This window comes from Pseudomonas capeferrum, assembly GCF_000731675.1.
GTDB classification, from domain to species: Bacteria; Pseudomonadota; Gammaproteobacteria; order Pseudomonadales; family Pseudomonadaceae; genus Aquipseudomonas; species Aquipseudomonas capeferrum.
The window spans coordinates 443,122-456,360 of record NZ_JMIT01000001.1 but is presented as its reverse complement, the minus strand read 5'-3'; the positions used below and the strand labels follow the sequence as shown (position 1 = coordinate 456,360).

Annotated in this window: 9 protein-coding genes; 6 read left to right on the top strand and 3 right to left on the bottom strand. The window is 65.4% G+C overall.

The genetic code is table 11. From position 1 onward, the window contains the following. Positions 1-52 precede the first annotated feature (52 nt). The gene (locus PC358_RS02240) at positions 53-1,117 is read right to left on the bottom strand and encodes a sigma-54 interaction domain-containing protein (protein WP_033697246.1); all 1,065 of its coding nucleotides are present in this window, start codon (positions 1,115-1,117) and stop codon (positions 53-55) included. A gap of 331 nt (positions 1,118-1,448) precedes the next feature. Here PC358_RS02240 and PC358_RS02230 point away from each other — a divergent pair, with 331 nt between their 5' ends. The 6 genes from PC358_RS02230 to PC358_RS02205 all read left to right on the top strand — a co-directional run bounded on the left by PC358_RS02230 (position 1,449) and on the right by PC358_RS02205 (position 10,332). Continuing rightward, on the top strand, positions 1,449-2,522 hold the full coding sequence (locus PC358_RS02230) for an ABC transporter substrate-binding protein (protein ID WP_033697241.1): 1,074 nt from the start codon (positions 1,449-1,451) through the stop codon (positions 2,520-2,522). 11 nt (positions 2,523-2,533) lie between these two features. After that, positions 2,534-3,757, top strand: a complete 1,224-nt coding sequence (locus tag PC358_RS02225) for a lipase family protein (protein WP_033697239.1) — start codon at positions 2,534-2,536, stop codon at positions 3,755-3,757. 12 nt (positions 3,758-3,769) lie between these two features. Next, complete coding sequence (locus tag PC358_RS02220) at positions 3,770-4,969, top strand: LLM class flavin-dependent oxidoreductase (protein WP_033697236.1); 1,200 nt, start codon at positions 3,770-3,772, stop codon at positions 4,967-4,969. Between the two features lie 4 nt (positions 4,970-4,973). Further along, positions 4,974-6,527 (top strand): ABC transporter substrate-binding protein, encoded by a 1,554-nt coding sequence (locus PC358_RS02215; protein WP_033697235.1) that lies wholly within the window; start codon positions 4,974-4,976, stop codon positions 6,525-6,527. 110 nt (positions 6,528-6,637) lie between these two features. Beyond that, the gene (locus PC358_RS02210; protein ID WP_033697233.1) at positions 6,638-9,214 is read left to right on the top strand and encodes a TonB-dependent receptor; all 2,577 of its coding nucleotides are present in this window, start codon (positions 6,638-6,640) and stop codon (positions 9,212-9,214) included. A gap of 29 nt (positions 9,215-9,243) precedes the next feature. Beyond that, positions 9,244-10,332: an LLM class flavin-dependent oxidoreductase gene (locus PC358_RS02205; protein WP_033697231.1), complete on the top strand. Its 1,089-nt coding sequence runs from the start codon at positions 9,244-9,246 to the stop codon at positions 10,330-10,332. A 50-nt stretch (positions 10,333-10,382) separates the two neighbouring features. Here PC358_RS02205 and PC358_RS02200 read toward each other — a convergent pair whose 3' ends face one another. Together PC358_RS02200 and PC358_RS02195 are read right to left on the bottom strand one after the other, a co-directional pair. Next, positions 10,383-11,636, bottom strand: coding sequence for an OprD family porin (locus PC358_RS02200; RefSeq protein WP_033697229.1), 1,254 nt, complete (start codon positions 11,634-11,636; stop codon positions 10,383-10,385). A 118-nt stretch (positions 11,637-11,754) separates the two neighbouring features. Beyond that, on the bottom strand, positions 11,755-13,230 hold the full coding sequence (locus PC358_RS02195; RefSeq protein ID WP_033697227.1) for an aldehyde dehydrogenase family protein: 1,476 nt from the start codon (positions 13,228-13,230) through the stop codon (positions 11,755-11,757). Positions 13,231-13,239: the final 9 nt, after the last annotated feature.

Below are 13,239 nucleotides of genomic sequence, written 5' to 3'. Positions count from 1 at the left end.
CGCTACTGCCACGCCGCCAGGCTGTCTGCCAGACCGGCGGCTGCCCCTCACATCACGCCTTGGTCAACTCACCGATCTTTTCCAGCCGAGCCCGCACGATGTTGCGGCTGATGTTCAACAACCGCCCGGTCTGCAACTGGTTGCCGTGGCAATAGCGGTACGCGGCCCGGAACACCGTCTCCTCGATGTGCTCGTAGAGGTTCGGCACGTTCTGCTCAAACAGCGCCAGCAACGCACTCTCAAGGTTGGCCGGTGGGGCGATCGCCGGTGCTGCGCCGGGATGCGCGGCATACACCTGGGCCGCGCCTTGCGGCCTCATGTCCACCAGGTGCAGGTCCGCAGGTGCCACGACCTGATAACGGCACACCAGCAGCGCATGGTGAATCGCGTTTTCCAGTTCGCGAATGTTGCCCGGCCAGCTATGGGCCAGCAATTTGCGTTCGGCGTCCGGGCTGAGCGCGGCACGCTCGTAACCCAGGCGCCGGCAATGCTCTTCGATGAAAAATTCTGCCAGTGGCAGAATGTCACCCGGCCGCTCACGCAGCGGCGGCAGGCGGATGGTAGCAACGTGCAGGCGGTAGAACAGGTCTTCACGAAAATGCCCCGCCACCACGGCATCGGCCAGGTTGACGTTGGTCGCCGCCACCAGGCGCACATTGATCGGGATCGGCGTGCGCGAGCCCAGCCGCACGACCTCGCGCTCCTGCAGCACGCGCAGCAACTTCACCTGCATGTTCAGCGGCAAGTCACCAATCTCGTCGAGGAACAGCGTGCCGCCGTTGGCAGCCTCGAACCAACCGGCCTTGTTCGAGGTGGCGCCGGTGAAGGCACCTTTCTCATGGCCGAACAGTTCGCTCTCGACCAGGGTTTCGGCAAACGCACCGCAGTTCACTGCCACGAACGGCTCGCGGCCACGACGGCTCAGTTGATGGATATGGCGAGCGACAAGTTCCTTGCCGGTTCCGGTTTCGCCGATGATCAGGGTATTGGCCTCGCTGGGCGCCAGGCGCTCGATACGGCTGAGCAACTCCTGGGAACGAGGGTCCTTGAACACAAGCACGGTGGCACGTACCGACTTGGTCAGCTCTCGGGCATTAGGATGGGTGATCAGCGACATGGGGGCATTCCTGGCAATTGACGCGCACCCCCATAGTGCCCGAAACAAATTAGATCAAAAAATTATTAATTCATCTTTATATATTCTAATTTGAAATATAAAAATTTCCAGCAACCGGCTGCTGCTGGAGCAGCAACCCGTCAACACTCCCCTGCCTGCCGATCAGCAGGCAAGGCTGCCCAACGTACCCTCCATACTCGCTGAAAGCCCCGCCGTTAAAGGCCTGCAGCGCGCTTTGCAAATCATGGCATGTATTTCGCTCTTGGCCTGTCAACGCCTGGTCCGCTGCAACACGCGGCCCAAACCTGTTGAACCCTGCCTGGAGCTGCACATGAACAATCTCTGGCGTCACGGCCTGGCCCTGCTGGGCGGCCTGCTCCTCAGCCTGACCGCACTGGCGGCCGAGCCACCGGCTGCGGTGCGCATCGCCATCGTTGCCTTCACCCAAGGCGGCGCGCCGGTATTCGGTGGCATCCCGGGGCGGGTGATCGAAGATGGTTGGCTCGAACAGCAATTGACCGCCCGCGGCGTGAAACTGCAATGGACCGCCCTGCCCCACGCCGGCGCCGGCCCGCAAATCAACGAAGGCTTCAGCAACAACAGCCTGGACTTCGCCGTGCGCGGCGACCTGCCTTCGGTCATCGCCGGGGCCGGCCAGGTGCCCGGCAAGCTGATCGTGCCTGGCGGCAGCGGCAACAACATCTACCTGGTGGTGCCCAGTGACTCTACGGTAAACAGCATCCAGGACCTCAAGGGCAAGCGCCTGGCCCTGCACCGCGGGCGCCCCTGGGAGTTCGCCTTCAGCAACTTCCTGCAAAGCCAGGGGCTGACGCTCGGCGACTTCAAGGTCGCCAACCTCAACCCGCAGGTTGGCGCCGCCGCCGTGGCAGCCGGCAAGGTCGATGCAGCCGTGCTGCTCAACGAGGCCTATGCCCTGCAAGACAAAGGCGTGGCGCGGATCCTCTGGTCGACCAAGCAAGGCGCCAATGACTGGCGGCTGGTATCCGACCTGTGGGGCACCGACCGCTTCGTGCAGCAGCACGCCGACCTCACGCAGCTGGTCGCCACGGCCTGGGTGCGCGCGGCCTGGTGGATCTCCCAGGAGCAGAACCGCGATGGCTATTACGCGCTGTCCTCGCGCGCGGGCGTGGCCGAAAGCGTGCTGCGCCGTGACGACCAGGACGACCCGGTGGCGTGGAAGGCGCGCTGGGCACCGAAGAGCGATGCCCAGCTCAAGGCCCACTACGACGCGCTGGGCCAGTACGCCCTGGCCAACCGCCTGATCCGCACGCCCTACGACATCACCCACGACCTGGCCACAGGCTTCACCCGCCAGGCACTGATCGACCTGCAGCTCACCCACTATTGGCCGTCCCTGGACGCTCAAATCAGCCAACAACCTTGAGAACATCACCCATGAAACTGCCTGTTTCCGTCATCTTCGGCCTTAGTGCCCTGGCCTTTTCCATTGGCGCCTTGGCCGCCGACACCTACGCCCCCACACCCGACCCACAACAGGGTGACGGCCGCGTTTCGAGCTTCTACACCTGGACCAAGGCGATCCCCGCCACGCCTGGCAAACTGCTGCGTAGCGAAGCACTGGACCCGGCGCTGAGCCTGCCCAACGCCGCCAGTGCCCAGCGCATCCTCTACACCTCGCTGGACGGCATCGACGGCAAGACGCCGATCGTGGTGTCCGGCGCGCTGTTCATTCCCAAGGGCAAGGCGCCGGCCGGCGGCTGGCCGGTCGCCAGCTGGGGCCATGGCACCGTCGGTGTGGCGGATATCTGCGCACCGTCGTGGGCCGGGCGCTCCTACCGCGATGTGCAGTACCTGAACCGCTGGCTCGAAGAGGGCTATGCCATCGTCGCCACCGACTACCAAGGCCTGGGCGTGCCAGGTGGCCACCCGCTGCTGAACAACCGCATGGCCGCCTACGGCATTCTCGATGCAGCCAAAGCCGTGGTCGCGGGCGTGCCTGGGCTTGCCGACAAAGTGCTGATCGTCGGCCAGTCCCAAGGCGGCGCCGGTGCGTTCGCAGCCGGTGCCTACGCGGCAACCTACGCGCCGAAACTGGGGGTCAAGGGCAGCATCGGCACCGGCGTGATCTACACCGTGGGCCAGAAAAACGTCGGCGAACAGGACCCGAACAAGGTCGACCCGGCGCTGGCGTACGGCTTCTACACCCTGCTTGCCGCGCAGCAGTACGACCCGAGCATCAACCCGCGTGATTTCTATACCGACAAAGCCCTGCCGCTGTTCGAGCAAGCGCGCACCAGTTGCCTGTCATCGCTGGTCAGTGACGTGGTCGGCACCGGCCTGACCCCGGCCAACGCCAAGAAGGACTACCAGGGCGATAAGCTCAAGCCATGGCTGGCACAGGTGTCCTACCCCACCCTGAAACTGGCCCAGCCGATCTTCATCGGCACCGGTGCCGAGGACAAGACCCCCGCCGCCGCCACCCAGGTCGCGCTGATGCAGGACGCCTGCAAGGCAGGCTCGGTGGTGCAAGGCCATCTGTACAAGGGCCTGGGGCACAGCGAAACGGTCAACGCCTCGCTCAAGGACTCGATCCCCTTCGCCCGCCAGGTCATCAGCGGCCAGCCGGTCACGCCCAACTGCAGCCCCAGCGTCCAGTAAGGAAGCCACCTCATGAGCCTCGAATTCTTCACCCGCCTGCCGCTGCATGGCGAAACCCAGTACCTCCCAGGCGACCCCCGCAACCGTGGCGACTGGCACGCGGGCGGCGCCAGCAGCGGTGCCGTGTCCGGGTTTGCCGTAGGTGATCACTTCACCTATATCGACTACCTCGGCCAGATCGCCCGCGCAGCGGAAATCAACGGCTTCGGTGGCGCGCTGATGGTCAATGCGCCCACCGGCGAAGAGCCGTGGACCGTGTGCTCGCTGCTGGCGCGAGAAACCCGCACCCTCAAGTTCGTCACCGCGTTCCAGCCCTACCACTACACACCCTGGGTGGCGGTGCAACAGGCCGCGACCTACCAGCGCGCCACGGGCAACCGGCTGGTGTGGAACATCATCAACGGCGGCTCCGATGCCCTCCAGCGCCAGATCGGCGACTTCGAAGACCACGACCAGCGCTACGCCCGCGCCACGGAGTTCATGGACGTGGTGCGCGGCTACTGGCACAACGAGCAGTTTCACTACGAAGGCCGCTACTACCGCGCCGAGGGCGGCGGCCTGCGCGGGCCGCTGAAAAAAGCCGAGCTGCCGCTGATCTGCACGGCTGGTTCGTCGGTGGCGGCGCGCGAGTTCGCTGCCAAGCATGCCGACTTCTACCTGATGCGTGCCGAACACCCGGACGAGATCGCCTCGCTGATCGCCGACATCCGCGCCCGCGCCTTGAAGTGGGGGCGTACCGACATTCGCTTCGGCCTGTCCATCGATGTGATCGCCCGCGACACCGAAGAGGCCGCGCGGGCCGAGGCCAAACGCTTCTTCGACGAAGGCGTGGCCAAGGGCACGGTCAAGGCCCGCGCCGCCCACGCCGGCCTGCGCACGGCACGCAAGCTGAGCTACGAGCACGGCTACAGCGACAACGACGAGCAACAGGCCTTCGACGACTTTTTCATCCACCCCAACGTGTGGACCGGCTTCGGCTACATCGGCATCCCCCCGGGCTGCGCGCTGGTGGGCAGCTATGCCAACGTGGTGGCGCGCATCCGCGAGTACCACGGCATCGGCATCGACCTGTTCTTCCTCGCCGGCTACCCGCACCTGGAAGAAGCCTACCGCATCGGCGAGCACATCCTGCCGCACTTCCGTGACCAGCGGGCCGCCCTCACCCGTCCGGCACCCACCCCTGTGCAACTGCACGCCAGCAACGGAGCCTGATGCCATGGCCTGGGACGGTTACCCACTGAACCGGCGCAGCTTCCTCGGCCATGCCGGCGTGCTGGCCGGCGGGCTGCTGGCCGGCTGCGGCCCAAGCGACAGCCCCGGCCACGCGGTTGCCGACCTGCCGCGTCATGGCGGGCGCCTGCGCCTGGGCATCATCGATGGCAACCAGAGCGGTAACCTCGACGCCCACAAGCCGGTCGGCAGCGGCATCGTGCGGGGCTTTGCCCTGTACAGCAAGCTGTGGGAGTGGGACGAGCAGATGCAGCCGCGCCTGGCCCTGGCCGAACTTGCCGAGCCCAATGCCGACGCCAGCGGCTGGACCCTGCGGCTCAAACCGGGGCTGGAGTTTCACCACGGCAAGACCATCGACGCCGACGACCTGATCTTCTCCATCCGGCGCCTGACCGACCCGCAGCTGGCCTCACCCTACGCGGCGCTGCTGCACTGGGTCGACCGCGACAACCTGGTCAAGCTCGACTCACGCACCGTGCGCCTGGGTTTTCGCGAAGGCCGTAGCTACCTGCCGCTGCCCGAAACCTGGGTCAACTTCGGCGGCATCGTGCCGGTCGATTACCACCCCGTCACCAACCCGGTCGGTGCCGGGCCTTACAAACTCAAGAGCTTCACCCCGGGCCAACGCTCGCTGTTCACCCGTTTCGACAACTACTACAAGCCCGGCAAGCCCTACGCCGATGAACTGGAAATCATCGACTTCAAGGACCAGACCGGCCGCCTGGCGGCCTTGCGCGCCGGGCAGATCGACATGGCCAACGTGATGTCCACCGAGCACCTTCAGGTGCTGCAGGCCGACCCGCGCCTGCGCCTGTTGAAATCGGTGAGCGGCAACTGGTTGTCGTTCGACATGAACACCGCCAAGCCGCCGTTCGACGACCCACGGGTGCGCGAGGCGTTTCGCCTGCTGGCCGACCGCGAAGAGCTGGTGCGCCGCGCGCTCAATGGCCAAGGCCGCGTGGCCAACGACCTGTACGCACCCTTCGACCCCACCTTCGACCACAGCCTCGGGCCACGCCCGCATGACCCACAACGGGCGGCGCAGCTGCTCAAGGACGCAGGCCAGGAAGGCCTGCAGGTGGAACTGGTGACGACCCCAGGGCCGGGGCTTGCCTCAGCGCTGGTGCTGGCCGAACAGGCGCGGCGCATCGGCGTGACGATCACGGTGCGTCAAGTGGACCTGGCAACGTTCCAGGGCCCGCAACGCGACGACTGGACCTTGAGCACCGGTGGCAGCATCGGCGCGCCGTTTCTGGCCAGCGCCATTCACACCGACGCGCCGTTCGCCGTGGCCAACAAGACCCACTTCCACGACCGCGCCTTCAGCGAAGCCTTCCTCGCCGCCATGGCTCAGCCTGACCTGGAGAAACGCAAGGCGCTGGTGCACCGCGCGCAGCGCATCCAATACGAACGCGGCGGCATGCTGATCTGGGGCTTTGCCGATTTGCTCGACAGCGTCAGTACCCGGGTGGGTGGGGCGCAGGCGGAGCAATCGCTGTTCAGTACCTGGAGGTTCGAGAGCCTGTGGCTGAGAAGTTGAGCATCAGGGGCGCTTAGCGCCCCCGGCAATCCGCCGATAAACCCATCAACCGCAGGCGCGGCTGCGCCCCTCGCTTTTCCCATTCCCCGAATAGTACGAGGCCCAGCCCCATGCCCCGCGTTGCCTTGCTGCCCCCCAAATTCCAGCCCAGCTCGCTGGCCCTCGCCATCCTGGCCGCTACCGTGCCCATGGCGTATGCCGAAGACACCCCCCTGCAAACGGTCACCGTGCAAGCCGAACAAACTGACGACGACGCCCTGCCTACGCGCCCACCCGCCTCGATCTACGGCGGCCTGGAAACCAAGGTCCTCGACACCCCACGCTCGGTCACCCAGATCAACGCCGAGCAACTGGCCCGCGACCCGATCCAGAGCGCTGATGACCTGGTCAAGTACGCCCCCGGCATTACCCGCGGTGGCGGCCAGAACGCTGGTATCGCCCCGCAGATGCGCGGGCAGAACTCCGAGGTGTTCCAGGATGGCCAACGCGCCTACGGCGTACGCCACCCCGCCAACTTCAACGCCTACGAGGGTGCCGACATCGTTGCCGGGCCCTCCTCGGTCACCTACGGTTCGGTCAGTGGCAGCGGCGGCTACGTCAACTACCTGAGCAAGAAGCCTGACTTCAACCGCTTCCGTACCCGCCTCAGCGGCGAAGTCGGCAGTTGGGTCCCCGACGGCGAATCGCGCGATGCCAGCAAATTCAGTGTCGACCACACCGGCCCCATCAGTGACAGCCTGGCCTACCGGGTCAGCATCACCCGCCAGCGCCAGCAAACCTTCTACGACAACGTCGACAACAACTTCGACGCGTTCTACGGCGCACTCGCCTGGCGCAACGACAACCTGCGGGTGGACTGGAACGCCGCCTACGACGACTACTACGACTACAACATCACCCACGGCTGGAACCGTGCCACCCAAGACCTGGTAGACCACGGCAAGTACAACGCCGGCCGTGCCACGCCGATCATCCAGAACGGCAACAACCTGTGGTCGCCGGTGCTGTCGTCCGCTGCCAGCGACGCCCAGGTGCTGGGCTGGGTGCAGCGCCAGCGCAACGCGCAGGGCCAGTACCAGGTGGTCGATGGCAGCTTCCAGGGCGCCTCACCCAACACCCAGGCCAACCCAGGCAGCCTGCGCGGCTGGGTGTACGACCCGGCGCTGGCAGGCAATGGCCAGACCTCGCTGTCGGCGCAGACCGGCCAGCGCGCCGAGGACCAGAACCGCTCGCGGCGCTTCACCACACAACTGCGCGTCGAGGGTGACCTGACCCCGTCGATCACCCTGGCCAACAGCACCTTCTATCAGCACTCGACCGACACCACCGATGCTGTGGGCGCGTTCCAGGTGCAAGGCAAGGACGACATCTTCGACAACCGCTTCGAGTTCCGCGCCCGCGGGCAATGGCAACTGGGCGGCCTGACGCTGGTCGACGACAGCAACAACGGGCTGATCTACCGCCGCGAAAGCAACGAGTCGATCGCTGCCAACAACAATTTCGGCTCCACCATCAACGCCTACGACCTCACCCTCGACCCGACCCTGAAAAACCCGGGCGACCTGCTTGGCCTGGCCGGGCGCAACCCCGCAGGCGGCAACGGCGCCTGGATCGGCCAACCCGGCGTGCCGCAGCTGTCCAGCTATTACGGCTGGCTCAACCTGCCGGCCATGTACCCGGCGGGGCACGGCCTGTACGCCGAATCGGTGGCGCCCTACACCGCCGACAGCACCTGGACCACCAAGACCCTGTTCAGCCAGCACAACCTGCGCCTGGGCGAGCGCGTGGGGTTGAATGTGGGGGCCAGCCGCAGCTGGATCGATGCCCGCATCGAAAACCCCTTCGTGCTCGCTGGCGGCAACCCGCGCAAGGACTCGGACAACTACCGGCTGTTCTCGGTACAGGTAAGCCCCTACTTCAAGCCCACCGACAACAGCACCCTGTACTACACCTTCGACCGCTCGCTGGCCGTCAATACCGGCTTCTTCACCAATGGCCTGGGCTGGGGCAGTGGCACCGGGGCCAACCAGCTCAACCCGCTGGCGTTCGAGAGCCTGAGCGTGCTGCACGAAGTAGGGTTGAAGGTGGAGGCCGTGCCCGACCAGCTGTTCTTCACCCTGGCCGCCTACAAGCAGGCGCGCGACCAGGCGCCGGACAGCAACAACAATATCGCCCGGCTGATCGTCAAAGGCTGGGAAGCGACCCTGCGTTACCAGGACGAGCACCTGCGCGGGGGCCTCAACCTCAGCCGCATCAGTGCCTACAACGAGTTCACCAGCCAGGCCGGGTTTGCCTCGGCCGGTTTCGTCGCCGACAACGGCACCGTGTTCGGCGACAACAACAGCCTCAACCAGCGCCCGTCCGGCAAGTTCGATGCGGTGCAGATCCCCGAGTACAACGCCGGCGGCTATGTCGACTACCGCTTCGATTCCGGCTTCGGCGTGGAGCTTTCCGGCTGGTGGACCAGCAGTTGGTACCTGAACCTGAGCAAGACGGTGAAGGTGCCCGACGAATACAACCTCGACCTTGCCGTGTACTACCGCCAGCCCCAATGGGGCGTCACGGTGCGCATGCTCAACGTTACCGACGAGCTGAATTTCGTCAGTGGCCTGGCAGGTTCGACCAACACCTTCCTGCAACCGATGCCCGGGCGCACCTTGCTGGCCCAGGTCGATTACCAATTCTGACCCCATCCTCACCGTAAAAGGCTTAAGCCATGTCCATTGAATTCGTCGGTATGATCTTCCCCCGCCAGTGGTCCGAGACGCGCGGCGTACGCTCACCCGACTTCGACCTGCCGTTCATCCGCCACCATGCCCGCGCCCATGAGCAGGCCGGTTTCGACCGCGTGCTGATCGCCAGCGGCCCCGGTAGCGCCGACAGCCTGCAGATTGCCGCCTATGCGGCCGCGCACACCGAACGCCTAGGCTTCATGATCGCCCACCGCCCGGCGCTCACCGCGCCGACGGTGGCTGCGCGGGCATTCGCCACCCTCGACCACACCACCGGCGGCGGGCGCATCCGCTTGCACGCGATCACCGGCATCACCGCCGAGCCGCAGGAAGGTGACACCCTGCTGGACAAGACCGAGCGCTACCGGCGTGCCGACGAGTACCTGGAGATTGTCCGGCGCACCTGGACGGCCGAGGAGCCGTTCGACTTCGAAGGCCGCTTCTTCAACATCCAAGGGGCCTTCTCGCCGGTCAAGCCGCTGCAGCAGCCGCATATCCCGATCTCCTTCGGTGGCTCGTCCGATATCGCTTACCAGATCGCCGTCAAACATGCGGACCTGTATGCCCTGTGGGGTGAACCGCTGGCCGGTGTGGCCGAGCAGATCGCCAAGCTCAAGGCTGCAGCGAGTGCCGCAGGCGTGGCGGCACCCCGGGTGAGTTTGTCGGTGCGGTTGATTCTGGGGGCCACAGAGGAGCTGGCCTGGCAGCGTGCCGAGCAGATCCTCGCGCAGATCAAGGCCAACCCGCAGTTTGCAGCGGACAGCCCATGGCAGAAGCGCATCAAGGGCACCGGCTCCGAGCGGCTGCTTGCCGCCGCCGCCCGCGCTGACCGGCATGACCGGGCGTTGTGGATGCCGACGGCGACGGCGGTGGGGGCTTATGGTGATACCACGGCGCTGGTGGGCACGCCCGAAACGGTGGCGCAGGCCTTGCTGGATTATGTTGATCTAGGCGTGAGTACGTTTCTCAACCGTGGGTATGACCCGCTGTATGACACGGTGGATTACGGGCGCTGGGTGATCCCGGCGGTACGCGAGGAAGTGCGCCGGCGCCAGGCTCGATTCGCCGGGTAACTGCAGTTTCCAGGGTGCTGTGGGAAAGGGGCGCACAGCGCCCCCAACGGTCACAACGAAAACGGATAACTCACGATCAACCGCGTCTGGTCGAAGTCACCACTGAAGCTGCGCCGGTTGCTGGCGTTGTTCAACCGAATGTTGAGGTTCTTCAAGGTGCCACTCTGGAAGGTGTAGTTCACCTCGGTGTCACGCTCCCACTCCTTGCCATTGCTGCCCGCCCCCGTGGTGGCATTCTCGCCGTGCCCATAGCGCACCATCGCCAACAACCCTGGCACGCCCATCGCGGCAAAGTTGTAGTCATAACGCACCTGCCAGGATCGCTCGTCGGCGTTGCTGAAGTTGCCATTGAACATATCGTTGCCCAAGGTCCGGCCACTGCTGCCATACACCGACATCCACTGGCTGTCGCCGCTGACCTTCTGCAACCCAAGGTACACCGTGTGCCCGCTGTGCGAAGCCGACACCAAGCCATACGCCGTGCGGCTCTGGATATCGCCAATGCGCGCCTGACCGTCTTCCTTGTCGATGAAATAACCCAGGTTGGCCGCCAGCGTCCAGTTACCCAGCGGCTGCGTGTGCAGCAGGTTGAAGTAGCTTTGCTGGTAGATGTCTTCGAGCTGCGAATGCCAGGCACCGACCAGCGTGCGCTGCTGGTTGAAACGGTACTCGGCACCGGCGTAATTGAAGCCGTCAGCCATCACCCCCGGCGCCGCCCAGGCCGACAAGTCCTGCATGTTGGACGAGTTGCGCAGGCTCACCTCACGGTACTGGCCAGCCTGCAGGCTCAGGCCTTCTATCTCGCGCGAGTCGAGCATCGCCCCGCGAAAGGTCTGCGGCAGCAAGCGGCCATCGTCGTAGCGCAACAGCGGGATGTCGGGCATCAGCTCGCCCACCTTCAGCTCAGTTGCCGAAATGCGCAGCTTGGCCGCCAGCCCAGCCCGCCCATAGTTGTCTGCCGCACGCCCGTCATCGTGCACCGGCAGCAACTCGGAGCCACTGGCATCGCGGCTGCTGTCCAGCTTCATGCCGAACAGGGCAATGCCATCCAGGCCGACGCCGACCAGGCCAGGGGTATAGCCGGAGGTGAACTTCAGAATGAAGCCCTGGGCCCACTCGTCGACCTTGCTCTTGGCCGCACCCGAATCGCGAAAATCCCGGTTGAAGTAGTAGTTGCGCAGCGTCAGCCCAGCCTTGGCATCTTCGAAGAAGCCGCCCTCCTCGGCCCAGGCAGGCAGGCTCAGGCCTGACACCAGCGAAACGGCAACGGCCGTACGGGCCAGGGTGCAAGACGTGTCGATCATTATTATTGTTCTCCGCTTTTCATGGACGCAGCCGGCCCCTGCGGGCGGCTCGGCGCCCGTCATCGGGTGGCTGCTGGGGTGCCCGGCCGGGCCGGGCAGCACTCAGGGGTTCAGTGCATCAGAAGGGGTACGCGCGCGGCGTGTGCTGCACGCTGACCCAGTGATCGCGGGTGAACTCGTCGATCGCCCAGTCACCGTTGAAGCGCCCGAGCCCCGAGTTTTTCTCGCCACCGAACGGCGCATTGGCCTCATCGTTCACCGGGATATCGTTGATGTGCGTCATGCCCGCACGCACCTGGCGCGCAAAGCGCACGGCACGCTCCAGGTTGCGGCTGAACACCGCGCTGGAAAGCCCGAACTCGCTGGCGTTGGCCAGCGCCAAGGCATGGGCTTCATCGCGCGCACGCAACAGGCCGACCAGGGGGCCGAAGATTTCATTGCGGGCCAGGTCCATGTCGACCGTGACTTCGCCATACACATGCGGCGCCAGCAGGTTGCCGGTCACCCCACCCTCGTACAACGGCTCGGCGCCCTCAGCCCGGGCCAGGCTGATTTTCTCTTGCAGGCCCTGCAGTTGCCGGGCGTTGATCACCGGGCCGATCACCGTTGCCGGCAAATTCGGGTCCCCCACCACCAACGCTTTGACGCGTGCGACGAAGCGCTCGGCAAACGCGTCGTAAAGGCTGTCATCGATAATGATCCGGTTCACCGCCATGCAGATCTGCCCCTGATGCAGGAACTTACCGAACACGGCAGCGTTCACCGCCTGGTCGAGATCGGCATCGTCCAGCACCACAAACGGGCTATTGCCGCCCAGCTCCAGCGCAACATGCTTGAGGTGCTGGCCACCGCTGGCGATACGGCCGATGCCGCGCCCCACCGGGGTGGAACCGGTAAAGGTGATCAACGAGGGCAGCTCATGCTCGACAAAGGCATCGCCGATTTCACTGCCTGCACCGACCACCACGCTGAGTACGCCCGCCGGCAGCCCGGCTTCTTCGAAGATGCGCGCCAGCAGCAAACCGCCGCACACCGGCGTATCGCTGGCGGGCTTGACCACCACGGCATTGCCCAGCGCCAGGGCGGGGGCAATCGAGCGTTGGGTCAGGTGCAAAGGGAAGTTCCACGGGCTGATGACCCCGACCACGCCCAAGGCGCTGCGGTACACGCGGCTTTCCTTGCCCGGCACGTTGGAGTCGACGATACGCCCGTGCACCCGCGATGGAAACGACGCAGCCTCCAGCGCAATCGCCCGCGCCGCGCCCCATTCCAGTTGCGCCTTGAGCCGGGTGCTGCCGGACTCGCGAATGATCCACTCGACAATTTCTTCGCGGCGACGTTCAAACACCGCCACCACCTCATGCAGCACCGCCGCCCGCGCCGCTGGCCCCAGGCCCGCCCATTGCGGCTGGGCCTGGGCGGCAGCGCGGTAGGCCGCATCGAGGTCATCACGGTTGGCCTGTGGAATCTGCAGCAACAAGGCGTCGTCGAACGGGTTGTGCACGTTCAGGGTCTTGCCGGCAGCGCCGGCGCGCCATTGGCCGGCAATCGGCTGCAGGTGAAGGTCACGGTAACGCGGGCAGGTATCAGACATGAAAGGCTC